This is a genomic window from Aurantimonas sp. Leaf443, assembly GCF_001425575.1.
Classification (GTDB): domain Bacteria; phylum Pseudomonadota; class Alphaproteobacteria; order Rhizobiales; family Rhizobiaceae; genus Leaf443.
On sequence record NZ_LMRD01000006.1, the window covers coordinates 37505 to 53256 of the forward strand.

Annotated in this window: 12 protein-coding genes; all 12 read right to left on the reverse strand. The window is 71.6% G+C overall.

From position 1 onward, the window contains the following. Nucleotides 1-10: 10 nt before the first annotated feature. Complete coding sequence (locus ASG48_RS04900; RefSeq protein WP_055846163.1) at nucleotides 11-1408, reverse strand: amidase; 1398 nt, start codon at nucleotides 1406-1408, stop codon at nucleotides 11-13. Next, on the reverse strand, nucleotides 1405-2421 hold the full coding sequence (locus ASG48_RS04905; RefSeq protein ID WP_055846165.1) for an oligopeptide/dipeptide ABC transporter ATP-binding protein: 1017 nt from the start codon (nucleotides 2419-2421) through the stop codon (nucleotides 1405-1407). Before ASG48_RS04905 ends, ASG48_RS04900 begins: the two co-directional genes overlap by 4 nt. Further along, nucleotides 2418-3416 (reverse strand): ABC transporter ATP-binding protein, encoded by a 999-nt coding sequence (locus tag ASG48_RS04910; protein ID WP_055846167.1) that lies wholly within the window; start codon nucleotides 3414-3416, stop codon nucleotides 2418-2420. The genes ASG48_RS04905 and ASG48_RS04910 overlap by 4 nt, the downstream gene beginning before the upstream one ends. Beyond that, nucleotides 3413-4270: an ABC transporter permease gene (locus tag ASG48_RS04915; protein WP_055846170.1), complete on the reverse strand. Its 858-nt coding sequence runs from the start codon at nucleotides 4268-4270 to the stop codon at nucleotides 3413-3415. Before ASG48_RS04915 ends, ASG48_RS04910 begins: the two co-directional genes overlap by 4 nt. Continuing rightward, nucleotides 4267-5220 (reverse strand): ABC transporter permease, encoded by a 954-nt coding sequence (locus ASG48_RS04920; protein ID WP_055846171.1) that lies wholly within the window; start codon nucleotides 5218-5220, stop codon nucleotides 4267-4269. The genes ASG48_RS04915 and ASG48_RS04920 overlap by 4 nt, the downstream gene beginning before the upstream one ends. A gap of 68 nt (nucleotides 5221-5288) precedes the next feature. Next, complete coding sequence (locus tag ASG48_RS04925; protein WP_055846174.1) at nucleotides 5289-6788, reverse strand: ABC transporter substrate-binding protein; 1500 nt, start codon at nucleotides 6786-6788, stop codon at nucleotides 5289-5291. A 160-nt stretch (nucleotides 6789-6948) separates the two neighbouring features. Beyond that, nucleotides 6949-7848, reverse strand: coding sequence for a LysR family transcriptional regulator (locus ASG48_RS04930; protein ID WP_055846175.1), 900 nt, complete (start codon nucleotides 7846-7848; stop codon nucleotides 6949-6951). Nucleotides 7849-8022: 174 nt separating this feature from the next. After that, nucleotides 8023-10416 carry an EAL domain-containing protein gene (locus ASG48_RS04935; protein WP_055846178.1) on the reverse strand — a complete coding sequence of 798 codons (2394 nt, stop codon included), beginning with the start codon at nucleotides 10414-10416 and terminating at the stop codon, nucleotides 8023-8025. 127 nt (nucleotides 10417-10543) lie between these two features. After that, complete coding sequence (locus ASG48_RS04940) at nucleotides 10544-11239, reverse strand: DUF2161 family putative PD-(D/E)XK-type phosphodiesterase (RefSeq protein WP_055846182.1); 696 nt, start codon at nucleotides 11237-11239, stop codon at nucleotides 10544-10546. A gap of 328 nt (nucleotides 11240-11567) precedes the next feature. Further along, complete coding sequence (locus tag ASG48_RS04945) at nucleotides 11568-12614, reverse strand: HD domain-containing phosphohydrolase (RefSeq protein ID WP_055846184.1); 1047 nt, start codon at nucleotides 12612-12614, stop codon at nucleotides 11568-11570. Next, nucleotides 12611-14839: an ATP-binding protein gene (locus ASG48_RS04950; RefSeq protein WP_055846187.1), complete on the reverse strand. Its 2229-nt coding sequence runs from the start codon at nucleotides 14837-14839 to the stop codon at nucleotides 12611-12613. The genes ASG48_RS04945 and ASG48_RS04950 overlap by 4 nt, the downstream gene beginning before the upstream one ends. Next, nucleotides 14836-15339 carry a molybdopterin-dependent oxidoreductase gene (locus ASG48_RS04955; RefSeq protein ID WP_055846190.1) on the reverse strand — a complete coding sequence of 168 codons (504 nt, stop codon included), beginning with the start codon at nucleotides 15337-15339 and terminating at the stop codon, nucleotides 14836-14838. The genes ASG48_RS04950 and ASG48_RS04955 overlap by 4 nt, the downstream gene beginning before the upstream one ends. Between the last annotated feature and the right edge of the window lie 413 nt (nucleotides 15340-15752).

Below are 15752 nucleotides of genomic sequence, written 5' to 3' on the forward strand. Positions count from 1 at the left end.
CTTCCCGTCATCAGGCCGCCGCCGGCTCGGGCCAGGACGTTATGGGCCCGCGCCAGGTCTCGTAGAGGCGCGACAGGCGAAGGATGGTCAGATCTGCAAAGCGCGGGCCGACGATCTGGAGGCCGATGGGAAAGCCGTCCGGCGAGAAGCCGCAATTGATCGAGGCGGCCGGCTGGTCCGACATGTTCCACGGCACCGTGAAGGCGATGTGCTCGAAGGGCCGCGCCGGATCGTTGGTGGGCGAGGCCCAGTCGGCGGGGTAGGAGACGATCGGGTTGGTCGGCGAGAGCACCGCGTCGACGCTCTGGAAGAGGGTGCCGCAGGCCCGGCGCATCGCCATCGTCTGGTCGAAGCCGGCGATCGCGGCGACGCCCGAGACCGCATCGCCCGCCTTCGCCCAGTCGAGGATATAGGGCAGGATCGTCGCGCGCCGCGCCTCGTCGAGCTTGAGCATCTCGCCCCAGAAGCGGGCGCGCCAGAAGTCGTCGAGACCGTCGAGCATGGCGCGCGTCAGAACGGGAGGGACCTCGACGAGCGTCGCGCCGGCGGCCTCGAAGCGCTTCGCGGCGGCGACCACGGCCCGACGGACCGCGTCCTCGACCGGCAGGCCGCAGCCGGCGTCGAGCATGAGGCCGATGCGAAGGCCGGCGACGTCGAGCCCGTCCAGCGCCATCCAGTCGATCTCCTGCGGCGGCAGGCTCGTGCCGTCGCGCCAGTCCGGCCGGGCGAGCGTCTCCATGAGAAGCGCGGCATCGGCGACGGTGCGCGTCATCGGGCCGGCGCAGCGGCCGACATAATAGGGATCGACGGGGATGCGTCCCTGGCTCGGCTTGAAGCCGAACGTGCCGGTCCAGCCGGCGGGAAGGCGCACCGAGCCGCCGATATCGGTGCCGACATGCAGGGGGCCGTAGCCGGCCGCCGCCGCCGCGCCCGCCCCGGCGCTGGAGCCGCCGGGATTCATCGCCGTGTTCCAAGGGTTGCGCGAGAGCCGGTGGAAGGAGGAGAGGCCGGAGGAGAGCATGCCGTAGTCGGGGCAGGTCGTCTTGGCGAAGAGGATCGCGCCGTCCTCGCGAAGCCGGGCGGCGGCCGGCGCGTCGGCCTCGGCCGGCACGAGCCGCGTCGCGCGGGTGCCGAGCGGCACGGGGCAGCCCTTCGTCGCGATGAGTTCCTTCACCGTCGCCGGCACGCCGTCGAGCCGCCCGTTCGGCGCGCCCTTCGCCCAGCGCCGCGTCGAGGCTTCGGCCTCGCGCCGCGCGGTCTCGGGATCGTAGGCCCAGAGCGCGGCGATCGCCGGCTCGAAGGCATCGACGCGCTGTTCCACCGCGTCCCAGTAGTCCAGCGGCGAGAGGCGGCGCGCGGCATAGGCGTCGAGGAGGTCGACGGCCGAAAGGTCGAGGGGCGATGTCATGGCTTCTGAGCTTTCGCGGGCGGCAGGCGGTGCGGCTCGGCCGCCATCGCCTCGGCATGGTGGCAGGCGACGAACCGGCCCGGCAGGGAGGGCAGGTCCCGTGGCAGCGGGGTCTCGGCGCGGCAGCGCTCGGTGGCGAGCGGGCAGCGCGGGCGGAAGGCGCAGCCCTGCCAGGTCGCGGGGTCGCCGGCGAAGGGCGCCGGGCGGCGCGGCGGCGGCATCTGCGCCGCGTCCAGACGCGGCTCGGCCTCGAGAAGAAGCCGCGTATAGGGGTGGAGCGGGCGTTCGAAGGCCTCCGCCGCCGGCCCCGTCTCCACGAGACGGCCGAGATACATGACGCCGACGCGGTCGCAGATCGCGTCCACGACGCCGAGATTATGGGTGATGAAGAGGAAGGCGACGCCGTCCCTCTCGCGCAGGTCCAGAACGAGGTTGAGCACCTGCGCCTGCACGGACAGGTCGAGCGCGGAGACCGCCTCGTCGGCGACGACGAGCTTCGGCCCGGTGACGAGCGCGCGGGCGATGGCGATGCGCTGGCGCTGGCCGCCGGAGAACTCGTGCGGGAAGCGCGCGGCATCGCCCGCCCGAAGACCGACGCTTTCCAGAACCTCCGCGACGCGCGCCTCGCGCGCGGCCTTCGAGGGCCGGGGATCGAGGACGTGCAGCGGCTCGGCGACGATGCGCCCGACGCGCTGGCGCGGATCGAGCGAGCCGTAGGGGTCCTGGAAGACCATCTGGAAATCGCGCCGGCGGCGGGCGAGCGCGCGGGCATTGAGCGCGAAGAGATCCTCGCCCTCGAGGAGCACCTCCCCCTGGGTCGGCGTGTCGAGGGCCGCGACGAGGCGCGCGAGGGTGGACTTGCCGCAGCCGCTCTCGCCGACGATACCGAAGATGCTGGCGCGCTCGACCGTCAGCGACACGGCGTCGAGCGCGCGCTGGCCGCCGGCCTTGCCCGTCAGACCGCCGCCATAGTGGCGCGAGAGGTTTCGCAGTTCCAGAAGCGGCGCGGTCATGGCAGGTCTCCGGCGGCGCCGCCGCGGATGCAGCGCAGGCCGCGACCTTCGCCGAGCGCCTCCCAGGCGGGTTCGCGCGCCTCGCATGGGGGCAGGCGGAAGGCGCAGCGCGGCGCGAAGCGGCAGCCGGGCGGCAGGGCCGAGAAGCCCGGCACGGTGCCGGGAATGGTGGCGAGGCGCCCGGCGCCCCCCGCGCCGGGCGAGGGCCGGCGGGGCATGGCGGCGAGGAGTCCGCGCGTATAGGGGTTGCGCGGGGCTTCGAGGACTTCGCGCGTTCGCCCTTCCTCGAGGCGCGCGCCGGCATAGAGGACGAGGACGCGCTCCGTGGCCCGCGCGACGACGCCGAGATCGTGGCTGACGAAGATCATCGCCATCGCGCTCTCGCGCACGAGTTCGGCGAGAATGTCGAGGATCTCGGCCTGGACGGTGACGTCGAGCGCGGTCGTCGGCTCGTCGGCGATGAGGAGGGCGGGTTCGAGCGCGAGCGCGATGGCGATGCCGACGCGCTGGCGCTGGCCGCCGGACATTTCGTGCGGGAAGGCGTCGAGGCGTCGGGCGGCATCGGGAATGCGCACGCGGTCGAGAAGCGCCAGCGCGCGCGCCCGCGCCTCGCGGCGCGACAGGCCGCGGCCGCGCACCAGGCCTTCGGCGATCTGGTCGCCGACGCGCATCGACGGGTTCAGCGCCGTCATCGGCTCCTGGAAGATCATGCCGATCCGGCGGCCGCGCAGCGCGCAGAGTTCGCGCTCGGAGGCGCGCAGGAGATCGGTGCCTTCCAGGAGCGCCTCGCCGTCGGCCTCGGCCCCGCCGGGCAGGAGGCCGATCAGCGCCAGCGCCAGCATCGACTTGCCCGAGCCGCTCTCGCCGACGATGCCGAGCGTCTCGCCCTTGCCGAGGGTGAAGGAGATGTCGGCGAGGATCGGCAGGCGCGCGCCGTCGCGCCCGTTCACCGAGACGCGGAGCGCGCGCACGTCGAGAAGCGGCGGGGGCGTCATCGGCCGAGGCTCCGGCGCGGGTCGAGATGGTCGCGCAACCCGTCGCCGAGGAGGTTGAGGCCGAGGACGGCGAGCGCGATCGTGGCGCCGGGGACGACGGCGAGCCAGGGCGCCTGGGCGAGATAGGTCTGCGCGTCGGCCAGCATGCGGCCCCAGCTCGGGGCTGGCGGCGGCGCCCCGAGCCCGAGGAAGGAGAGCCCCGCCTCGGTGAGGATCGCAAGGCCGAGCTGGATCGTCGCCTGGACGATGATCTGGCCGGAAATGTTGGGCAGGACATGCTCGACCGTGATCGCCGGTCCCGCCTTTCCGGCGCCGCGCGCGGCCATCACATAGTCGCGCGACCAGATCTGGAGCGCGGCGCCGCGCGTGACGCGGGCGAAGACCGGCACCATGAAGACGGCGATGGCGACGATGGCGGTGAGGCGGCCGGGCCCGAGAAGGGCGCCCAGCATCATGGCGGAGACGATGGGCGGGAAGGCGAAGATCACGTCGCAGGCGCGCATCAGGAGCGCCTCCACCGTCCCCCGGCAGGCCGCGACGCCGACGCCGACCAGCGTGCCGACCGCTCCGCCGAGCGCGACCGCGCTGAGGGCGACGGACAGCGAATTGCGCGCGCCGGCCATCAGCATCGACAGGACGTCGCGGCCGAAATGGTCGGTGCCGAGAAGCCCGTGTTCCAGCGGGGCCTTCAGCTTGGCGAGGATCGCGATCTTGGTCGGCGGCAGCGGCGTCCAGACCAGCGAGAGCAGCGCCATGCCGACGAGAAGACCGGTGATGGCGAGCCCGGCCACGAGCCGCGCGGGCAGGGCCGTGCGCCGGCGCGCGGCCGCCGGCGGGGCGGCGAGGGCGCTCATGCCGCGCCCCGGCCGCGCAGGCGCGGATCGAGGACGAGATAGGCGAGGTCCACGAGGAAGTTCACGACGATCACCAGCGCGGCGAAGAAGAGGACGGTGCTCTGCATCACGATGAGGTCGCGCTGGGTGAAGGCCTGGTAGGCGAGGCGCCCGACGCCCGGCAGGGCGAAGATGTTCTCGACCAGCACCGAGCCCGCGATGAGGAAGGTGAACTGCAGGCCGAGAATGGTGACGACCGGCACCAGCGCGTTGGGCACGGCATGGCGCCACAAAGCCGCGCGTCGCGTCAGCCCCTTGGCGCGCGCGGTGCGCACGAAATCCTCGCCGAGCACGTCGAGGACGGCGGTCTTGGTCACGCGCGTCAGGATGCCGGCCTGCGGCAGGGCAAGCGCGACGGCGGGCAGGACGAGCGCGGAGAGCGCGGGCCCCGCGCCGGCCTGCCAGCCGGGAAAGCCGCCGGAGGGCAGCCAGCCGAGCTGCACCGAGAAGAGGAGGATGAGGAGGAGCCCGATCCAGAAGTTCGGCAGGGCGACGCTGCCTTGCGTGAAGGCCGTGACCAGCGCGTCCGGCCAGCGGCCCTGGCGCGAGGCGGCGAGCACCCCGAGCGGGATGGCGAGCGCCATCGAGAGAAGGATCGCCAGGCAGGCGAGGGGAAGCGTCACCGCCAGCCGCTCGGCGATGAGGCCCGCGACGGGCACGCCATAGGTGTAGGATTGCCCGAGATCGCCGGTCGCGGCGGCACCGATCCAGGAGAGGAAGCGCAGGACGGCGGGCTCGTCGAGCCCCATCTGCGTGCGCAGCGCCGCCAGCGTCTCGGGCTGGGCCGAGGTGCCGAGCATGATCGCGGCGGGGTCGCCCGGCAGGACGTCCATCACCAGGAAGATGAGGACGGAGACGGCGAGGAGCGTCGCCGCGAGGCCGAGGGCGCGGCGCGACAGGAGGGCGAGCATCGGCGGGCCTCAGCTTCGGGATGTTCGGTCGACGGTCGGCGGCGGCGGGTTTCCCGGCCGGGCGGGCCTCACTCGCGCCAGCGCACGTCCGTCACGTCGTTGGAGGGGATCGGCTCGTTCTCCCACAGCCCTTCGAGCTTGGCGTTCCACACGCCGAGCTTGGGCATGACGAAGAGGTAGAGGGCGGGCACGTCCTCGGCGAGCATGCGTTGCGCCTCGCCGTAGAGCGAGAGGCGGCTCGCCTCGTCGGTGGCCGCTTCGGCCTTGGCGATCGTCTCGTCGAAGGCGGGATTGCGATAGCCGAAATAGTAGTCGGGGCGGGCGTAGATATCGATGTCGAGCGGCTCGGCATGGGCCACCATCGTCATCTCGAAATCCTTGCCCTTCAGCACCTCCGCCACCCATTTGGCGGGAAACTCCGTCGGCACGATGGTCATCGTCACGCCGATCTCGGAGAAGAGCGCCTGCAGGAGTTCGGCCGAGCGCGTCGCATAGGACATCTGCGGCACCTTGATCGAGAAAGCGAGGCCGTCGGCATGGCCGGCCTCCGCCAGCAGCGCCCTGGCCTTCTCCACGTCGTAGGGGTGGACGCCCGTGAGGTCGACATAGCCCGGATCGTTCGGCGTGTAGTGGCTGCCGATCGGCTGGCCGAAGCCGCTATAGGCGCCCTCGATCAGCATCGCGCGATCGACCGCCATCATCAGGGCCTGGCGCACGCGCCTGTCGTCGAAGGGCTTGCGGGCATTGTTCATGCCGGCGACGACCTTCAGCTCGGTGTTGCCGGCCACCGCCGTGAAGCGCTCGTCGGTCTGGAACGCGCCGAAGAGTTCGGGCGCCGAGAGCTCGGGAAAGGCGTCGATATCGCCCGACTGGAGGGCGGCGACCTGGGCCTGCGGATCGGCGAGGAAGCGGAAGGTGACGCGCTCCAGCGCCGCCGCGCCGGCCGCGTCCCAATAGGAGGGGTTCTTCTCCAGGACGACGCGGTCGCCCTTGGCCCAGCTGGCGAAACGGAAGGGGCCGGTGCCGACCGGCTGCGTGCGGTCGGTCTCGGCGGTCTTGGGCGCCACCATGACGGAGGCGGGCCAGCCCAGCCAGTAGAGGAGGTTGCCGGCGGGCTTCTTCAGCTTCAGCACCAGCGTCGCGGCGTCCGGCGTCTCGATCGCGTCGATCACGGCGTAGAACTGCTTCTGCGGATTGGTGGACGCCTCGCCGCGCGCCCGGTCGAGGGTGAACTTCGCCGTCGAGGCGTCGAAGGGCGTGCCGTCGTGGAAGGCGACCCCGGTCCGCAGGGCGAACGTATAGGTCAGGCCGTCCTCGGAGATCGTCCAGCTGCGCGCGAGCTGCGGCTGGACCGTGCCGTCCCGGTCGAGCCGCACGAGCCCCTCGAAGACGTTCTGCCAGACGACCTGCCCGATGGCGACGGGCGCGGCGACGGTCGGGTCGAGCCCGGCCGGCTCGATGGACATGCCGAGGGTGAGGTCGGTGCGCGGCGCCGCGCCCGCCGTGCCGAGCGGGCCGAGAAGCGAGGCGGCGAGGAGGAGGGGCGCGAGCAACCGGGACAGCGGCATCGTCAGAAACCTTTGCGCGTTCGGCGGCCGGGGCGGGCCCGCCTGCGAGGAGTGGGCCGAGACTGGACCGGAATGAGTGTGGCGACAACGACAATCTGGTTTGCGCCGTGTAGCCGAAAGCGAAGCACTGACGCCTGCGCCGGTCGCGGTCCGCCCGAGGTCACGGGATCAGCGCGCCGAGATGGCGTTCGAGATGGGCGACGAGCTTGGAGGCGGCGAAGGACAGGGGCCGGCCGCGCGCCACGGACAGGACGAGGCGCGTGCGGATCTGCCAGCCGCCGCGGATGGGAACGCTTGTCAGTTCCCCGAGCGCGATCTCCCGCGCGACGGCGAGCGCGGGCAGGATGAGTACGGCGGCGCCGCGCCGGGCGAGTTCCTTCTGCATCTCCAGCGAGTTGGTGACGAAGAGACGCTGGAGCTCGACGCCGGCCTGCGCGGCCGTCTCCTCCAGGGCGAGGCGCGCGCCGAAGCTCTCCTCGGGAATGGCGAGAGGAAAGGCGGCGATCTCGGCCATGGTCACGTGCGGGCGCGCGGCGAGCGGGTGGCCGGGCGCCACCACCGCGGCATGCACCACGTCGCCGCTGAAGCGCATGGCGACGTCGGGATGGGGCGGGGTGAAGATCGTCAGGGCGAGATCGGCCTCCGCGCCGGCGAGAAGGTCGATCGCCGCGCGGGCGCTGGAGATGGCGATGCGGAAGGAGATGCTGGGATAGTCGGCGCTGAAGGCGGCGAGCGCCGGGGCGAGGATGCCGCTCGTCAGCGCGCCGTTGGTGACGATGGCGACCTTTCCGCGGCGCAGGCCCTTCAGGTCGTCGATGAGGTCGTTCACCTGTTCGAGGTCGCGCAGCGTGCGCGACAGGCGGTCGGCGAGGAGTTCGCCGGCGGCGGTGAGGCGGATGCCGCGCGCGCCGCGCTCCACGAGCGGCGTGCCGAACTGGTGCTCCAGATTCTCGACCTGCCGGCTGATCGCGGTCGGGGCGACGTTCAGCCGCTCCGCCGCCTGGCGCATGGAGCGGCAGCGCGCCAGCTCGTTGAAATAGACCAGCGCCCTGATCTGCATGGCGATGCCTTCCAAGAAAAGCGGCCCGGCGCCGGCGGGAGCGGGGCGTCGACCCTTCCCCCATAGACGGTCCGCGCGCCGCGCCAAAGCCGTCGCGCGCCGGGACGTGACGGTGCCGAGGGCCTGCGATGCGGGCGAGGCGTTCGCGCCGCGAGGCGCGCGATGGGGATCGCCTCAGGCGCGACGCATCTCCGGCGTCGCGGGCGCCGGAGCCTCGCCCGACACGAGGCTGCGGGCCGCCGCCCCCGACATCGGGCGGTCGATGAAATAGCCCTGCGCCGCGTCGCAGCCGGTGCGGGCGAGGAGATCGAGCTGTTCTGCCGTCTCCACGCCCTCGCCGATCGTGCGCACGCCGAGATCGCGCGCCACCTGGACGACGCCGCGCAGGATCGCGAGCGCGGCCTTGTCCCGCGGGGCCGCCTGCACGAAGCTGCGGTCGATCTTGATGCGGTCGAGCCCGAAGTCGCGCAGATGCGCGAAGGAGGAGTAGCCGGTGCCGAAATCGTCCATGGCCACGCGCACGCCGAGCGCGCGGAAGGCCGAGAGCGCCATGGCGATGCTCTCCTGATCCTCGACCAGCGCGGTCTCGGTCAGCTCGATCTCGAGCCGCCCGGGCAGGAGGCCGTTGGCGGCGAGCGCCTGCGTCACATGGCCGAGGATGCGGCTCGACTTCAGCTGCACGGGCGAGACGTTGACGGCGACATGCACGTCCCGCGGCCAATGCGCGGCCGCGCGGCAGGCCTCGCCGATCACCCAGTCGCCGATGGGGCAGATGAGGCCCGTGTCCTCGGCGACGGGAATGAACTCGGCCGGCGAGATGGCGCCCTTGCGCGGATGCGTCCAGCGGATGAGGGCCTCGAAGCCGAAGATGCGCCTCTCCGCAATCGAATAGAGCGGCTGGTAGACGAGGGCGAACTGGCGCTCGGCGATGGCGATGCGCAGATCCGCCTCCAGTTCCTGGCGTCGTGCCGCCAGCTCGCTCATCCCCGCCTCGTAGCGCCGGCTGGTGCCGCGCCCGCCGGCCTTGGCGGCGAAGAGGGCGAGATCGGCGAACTGCGCGAGTCGCGCGGCGTCCTGCGTGTCGCGCGTGGTGGCGATGCCGATGCTGCAGCCGACGTCGATGAGATGCCCGCAGACATGGAGCGGCTCGCGGAACGTCGCCCCGAGGCGCTCGGCCAGCCGCTCGTCGCTCGCCGGATCGGCGGCGGGGCGCAGGATCGCCATCTCGTCTCCGCCCAGGCGCGCCACGAGGTCGCGCGGGTTCTCGCAGGCGCCCAGGAGGCGGCGGCCGACCTCGACGAGCAGCGCGTCGCCGACGGCATGGCCGAGCGTGTCGTTGATGCTCTTGAACCGGTCGAGATCGACGACGAAGAGCGACCGGTCGCCGGGCGTCTCCAGCGCCTCGGCGACGGCGGCCTGGAAGGCGCGCCGGTTGGCGAGGCCGGTCAGCGAATCGCGGAAGGCGAGGCGCTCGATCTCGCGCTGGGCGCGCCGCTCGGCGGTCACATCGTCGTAGGTCAGGACCGCGCCGCCGCCCGCGACGGGGCGGCAGGCGACGCTGATCACGCGCCCGTCCTCGCGGTCGTGCTCCAGATAGGTCGACTGCGCCTTGGCGAACCAGTCGTCGTGATTGGCGATGACGCGCTGCAGGCGCTCGGCGTCCCAGCCGTCCGAGGCCCCGATATGCTCGAGATATTCGTGCCAGTGCATGCCGAGGCGAAGCTCGGTCTCGTCGAGACCGAACAGGGCCTTCAGGCGGTCGTTGAAGAGTTTGATGCGGCCCTTGCCGTCGATGAAGACGAGACCGTTCGACATATTGCCGAGCGCCGTCGAGAGAAGGCCGGCCTGAAGCTCCTGCGCCTCCAGCCGCATGGAGGAGACGGCGCAGACCGAGCCGGCGAGGAAGAGGGCGAGCGCCGTGCCGGCGGTGAAGACGCCGATGGTGAAACCGTCGACGCCCGCCCCTTCGGCGAGCGTCGCGGCTTCGAGCGAGAGCCCGCCGATGCCGACGACATGCACGGCCGCGACGGCCGCGACGATCAGGACGAGGCTCGCGCTCCCGGCGAAGCGGCGGGGCCTCAGGGCGAAGGCTGCGCCGAACAGGACGGTGCCGAGGAGCCCGGCCACGGCGTAGGTCGCCGAGGAATGGGTCACGACGCATCCCTGCAGCGCGTTCATGCCCGTGAAATGCATGGCGGCCACGCCGATGCCGGAGAGCATGCCGAGCGGAACGCGCAGGAGGCGCGAGCGCGAGAGCGCGCAGGCGGCGGCCGGCAGGCCGATCAGTCCGGCGCCGACCAGGGCCGAGACGAGGGTCGTGTCCGCGTCGTAGACGAAGGCGATGTCGGGCCGGTAGCCGAGGACGGCGATGAAATGCGTCGTCCACACGCCCATGCCGGCCACCGCCGCCACGCCGCCCATCCAGACCAGCCGGTGCAGCCCGCCATGGGTGCTCGCCCGCTCGAGAAGAACGAGCAACAGCCAGGCCGTCGTCGCACAGATGAGCATCGCCCCCGCGACGAAGGGCAGGGAATGCATCTGGCCGAGATCGAGCAGGGACTGCGTCATGGCCGGAGAATTACCTAGGGAAGCTTACGGATGGATGAAGCAGGACGGCAAGCCGCAAGAATACAACTCCGGCGGGCATGAAACGGGAGCGAAACCAGCGAGAGGACATGCATGGATCGACGCGATGTCAACTCTCGCGGGACCATGTCGGTGGTTCGGGCAGCGGTTCGGCGGATGACGCGGCCTCCCGTCCCCTGTCCGTCAGGCCGTAGAGACCGCGCTCGATCCGCACGAACCAGCCGTAGACGTTGCGCGACAGGATCGAGAGCGCGCGCGGGCTCGCGGGTTTCAGGTCGCGCGGGCGCAGGCACCCGGCGGTTGCAAGGAGCCGCGCGCAGGCGATCGCCTCCTGCCGGTAGGCCGTCATGATCGGCGCCCTCGTTCCGCCGCCGACGACGGGGTCGCCCTTGCGCCGGCGATGCTCGTCGACGAGCCGCGAGCGGCGCTTCGGATCGCGGCGCGGGGCCGGGGCTGCGGGGCTGAGCAGGATGTGCACCGTCTCGTCGGCCGCCACGCCCAGGAGGCCGAAGCCGAGCCGGCGGCAGAGATTGCGGAAGCGCGCGTCGTTCTCGCGCCCGCCGCGCCGGCCCGCGAGGCGGGCGGCCAGCCAGACCTCGTCGCAGGCCGCGGCGCGATCGACGCCCTGGAGGACGAGTTCGAGATTGAAGGAGAGCTTGAGTTCGCAGATCACCGCCACCGGCGTCTCGCCCGGCGACAGGGCGAGGAGATCGCAGCCGCCGATCTCGCCCTTGACCTCGTAGCCGAACGTCTCGAGGAAGCGCTTCACCGGAGCGTAGAGGGTGGTTTCGGATGGGCCGGCCATGGCAAGCGGCCGTATCACTCCGCCGGCGCCCGCGCCAGCGAGGCCGGGCGCAAACGAAGACGCCCGCCGGGGGAGGACCGGCGGGCGTCGAATAGTGCCCTGCAGCTTTGGGAGGAGGATGCTGCGGACAATCCGCTCGGGCCTTTGGGAGGAGGATGGCCCTTGCGAAACTCTATGATCGGAAGATAGCCCGTCGCCTCGCCGAGCAGCAGAGCCAAAAATGCATGGGAGGCCTGCAGGAGACGGAGCGCTCCTCCCCGCCGGGCGACCCGCGTCGGGCCGTCCTCGTCTTCGCCGGGCGCGCCGGAGCCCGGACGCCGCGCCGGGGTCAGGCGGCGATGACGGCATCGTTGGCGGGCGTCTTGCGGGCGACGACGGCGAGGAAGGCGATGACGCAGGCGGGGTCGAACTGGCGGCCGGACTGCTCGGTGATATAGGCGACCGCCTTCTCGCGGGGCCAGGCGCGTTTGTAGGGGCGCACGCTGATGAGGGCGTCGAAGACGTCCGCCACCGCGGCGATGCGCCCGGCGAGCGGAATGGCGGGGCCGGACAGGCCGGACGGATAGCCCGTGCCGTCCCAGCATTCGTGATGCGTCAGGGCGATATCAGAGGCGAGACGCAGGAGGTCGCAGTCCGATCCGTCGAGGATGTCGCCGCCGATGCGCGCATGCTCGCGCATGTGGTCGCGCTCGGCCGCATCGAGGCGGCCCGGCTTCTGCAGGACTTCGTCGCGGATGCCGACCTTGCCGATGTCGTGCATGGTCGCCGCGAGTTCGATGTCCCGGCACTCCGCCGACGGCAGGCCGAGTTCGCGGGCGATGTCGCCGCACATCCGCGCCATCCGCACCGTGTGGGCGGCGGTGTCGTCGTCCTTGTAGCCGGCGGCGAGCGTCAGGCGGTGGATGATCTCCTCCTCCCGGCGGCGCAGCTCGGCCGTCGCCGCCTCCACCTCCTCGCGCAGCCAGGCCGCGTGGTCGGCGAGCTTGCGCTGCGCCTCGCACAGGCGCCCGAGATTGGCGACGCGCGCGGCGAACTCGACGGGATCGATCGGCTTGGAGAGGAACTCCACCGCGCCGGCCTTCAGCGCGGCGAGGCGCAACTCGCTGTCGCTGTCCGCCGTGACCATCACCACGGGCTTGTCGGCATTGCGCGGCACCGCACGGATGTGCCCGATGAGGTCCAGGCCGCTCATGCCGGGCATCTGATAGTCCCCGATCGCCATGTCGAAGGTCAGGCCGGGCAGGGCTTCCGCCGCTTCAACGGGGTCGTGGAAGGAGATCGCGTCGTAGTCGCCGGCTCGCTCCACCAGCTTGCGCATCAGGACGAGGTTCGTGCGGTTGTCCTCGACGAGGAGGACCCTCAGTCGCTTGGTCATGCCGCCCGTTCTCCCTGCAGGACGTCCGCGGTCAGCTGCCGCACTTCCTCGACCAGCCGGCCATGAAGGTCGGGTGCGGCGCTCTCGCGCCGCATGGCCTGCGCCAGCGCGGCGAGGCGGCGATAGCCGATATTGGAGGCGGCGCCCTTGATCGTGTGCAGCACGGCGTCGGTGCGTGCCGCGTCGTTGGCTTCCATGGACGCCCGAAGATCGCCGAGAAGCGCGGCGGCGTCGTCGGCGAAGGCCTCGCGCAATTCGGCGAGCCCGTCCTCGCCGATCGCCTCGACGAGGTCCGCGACGCGCGCCTCGTCGATATCGACGCCCGGCGGGGGGGCGGCCTGCGCCTCGTCATCGAGCGCTGGGGGCGCCGCCTCGACCGGCGCTGCCGCGCGCCGGCCCCCCCAGCGCTCGATGACGAGGCGCAGGCGGTCCATCGGCATGGGTTTGGTCTCGAAGCCTTCCATCCCCACGGCAATGCAGCGCTCGCGGTCGCTCTCGGAGGCATTGGCCGTGAGGGCGACGACCGGAACGGAGCGCGCCTCGCCGGGCAGGGCGCGGATCGCCCGCGTCGCCTCGATCCCGTCCATGACCGGCATCTGCATGTCCATGAGGACGAGGTCGAAACGGCCCTGCCGCACGCGCTCGACGGCATCGCGCCCGTTCTCGCAGAACTCCGCCGTGTGGCCGAGCTTCTCCAGGAAACGGCCGGCGACGCGGCGGTTGAAGGCGTTGTCCTCGACGACGAGGATATGCCGCGAAATGGCCGGGGCCGTCGCCTCGCCGGCAAGATCGTGCGGCCGTCTCGCATCCGCGGGGGCGGGAGCGGCCGGAATCTCGAACCAGAAGCGGCTGCCGACGCCCGGTTCGCTGTCGACCCCGATCTCGCCGCCCGCCGCCTCGACGATGCGCTTGCAGATCGCGAGCCCGAGACCCGTACCGCCGAAGCGCCGGCCGATCGAGCCGTCGACCTGGCTGAAGGGGAGGAACAGGCGATGACGCGACTCGGGCGCGATGCCGATGCCGCTGTCGGTGATCTCGAAGCGCAGGCGCGGATCGTTCGCGGAGCCGGTCTGCGAGAGCTTCACCCGCACGACGCCGTTCTCGGTGAACTTCACGGCATTGCTGAGAAGATTGAGGAGGACGCGGCGCAACCGCGTCGGGTCGCCCATGTAGAGGCCAGCGACATCACCCTCCGCGATCTTGACCGCGTTGCCGCGCTCGCGCGCCCGGCCATGCACGACGACGGCGGCTTCGCGCAGGAGTTCGGCGGGATCGAAGAGCACGCGTTCGGAGCCCGTGTCGCCGTGCTCGATCTTGGCGAAGTCGAGGATCTCGTTGATGATCTCGAGGAGGGCCGTGCCCGAGGAGCGGATCGCGGCGACGCTCTCGCGGTCGTCGCGGGCCAGATCCGACATGGACAGGAGTTCGGCCATGCCGAGGATGGCGTTGAGCGGCGTGCGGATCTCGTGGCCCATCGTGGCCATGAACTCGGACTTCGCCTTGTTGCCCGCCTCGGCGGCGGCGAAGGCGGCCGTCAGCTGCTCGGCGACGCTCTGGAGCTCGTCGCCGATCGCGCGCGTGGCGCGCAGCCGGTAGGCGAGGCTCAGAACGAGAAGACCGAAGGAGACGACGAGGGCGAGCACGATCCAGGCGGCCGCGTGCTGCAGCCGCAGCACCTCGGCGCGTGCGTCGGCGCGCGCGGCCGAGACCACGGAATTGGTGCGCAGGAGAAGGCTCTCGGACGTCTCGACGAGGTCGGTCGCCGTCGGCACGAGGGCTGCGAGAGCCTCGGCGTCCGCGCTCGTCACGGCGTCGAAGACGGGCTCCATCGCCACGATCCCCGTCCGCACCGCCGTGCGCAGGGCGCGGATGTCATCGTCCTCGGCGAAGTAGGCGCCGTAATTGGCGTTGTCGACGACGGACATGCGCGAGTAGACGATGTCGTAGCGCAGCGTGAGCGCCTCGCGCTCGGCGCCGTCGAGCCGGCCGTCGGCCAGGGCGTCGCGCATCTCCTCGGCGAGCGTGCCCGATTCCCGTCCGATCTGGTAGACGGCCCATAGCGCGTCTTCCCGGATGCCGTCCTGCAGGCTGCGGCTGCGGTCCGCGAGGTTGACATAGGCGGCCAGAAGCAGAGCGAGGAGCAGGACCGAGGTGGCGAGCGACAGCCACGTCGCCCGCGTCGACCGGCGGACGGCCTCCCGGCCGACGGCGAGTCCGGGCGTCATTCGACGACCTTGATCTCTTTGATCTGCCAGACGGAGCGGGAGAAATACTTCTCGTTGTAGAGGTCGGCCGACTGGTCGAACGGGTAGATCAGGAAGAGCGGGCCCTTGTCGCGCACCGACATGGGTGCGCCGTCCATGCGCGTGGCCAGCATCGTGTCGAGCTCCGCGGCGTCTTCCACCGGCAGATCGGAGGCGTAGTCGTTGAGCGCGACGAGCCGGATCGTCCGGCCCTTGGCGCCGACGGCGGCGAGCACGCTGCGCAGGAGCGGGCCGCTGAAGGTGGTGGCCTTGGCGGTCCAGGGCGTCTCCATCGTGGCGGAGCGGTCCTGCATGGCCTCGAGGGTCGCCATGTCGAAGCGCGCGAAGCCGTCGACATTGGTGTTGGCGATCGCGCCGCTGACGGTCAGCACCGCCGGGCCGGAGGGCGCGGGGAGCTCGCCCGCGACGGCGGATCCGAGAAAGGCGGCGGCGACGCAGGCGGCCAGGACGAGACGCTTCATGATTCCATACCTTCGACCGGGCGCCGACCTGGAGGGCGTCCGAGACCCGTCTTTGCGTCAACCGCCTCATGGCCGCGTCGACTTGCGCATGAAGTTTGACGTCAGAACCGTGACGAAATCGCCAAAATCAAAGCTCGCCTTCCGTTCATCGGGCGGCAAGGCGAGGACGTGGCTAGCGATTCGTAAAGGCGGGGCATGAGGACTGCGCGAGCCCACGGGGCTCCGCGGCGCCGAAGCCGCCAAGACATCGCGATGCCGCCGAATCGCCCGGAGGCGTGATCGGCGCGAAACCGGCGAGGACGCTTCATCAGGATGGCCGCGACCCGCAGGACGTCGCGAAACGGCCTGCGCTCAAGAAAAAGCCGCCGGCGTCTCACGACACCGGCGGCTGATCACGATCGGATCAGGCGAAG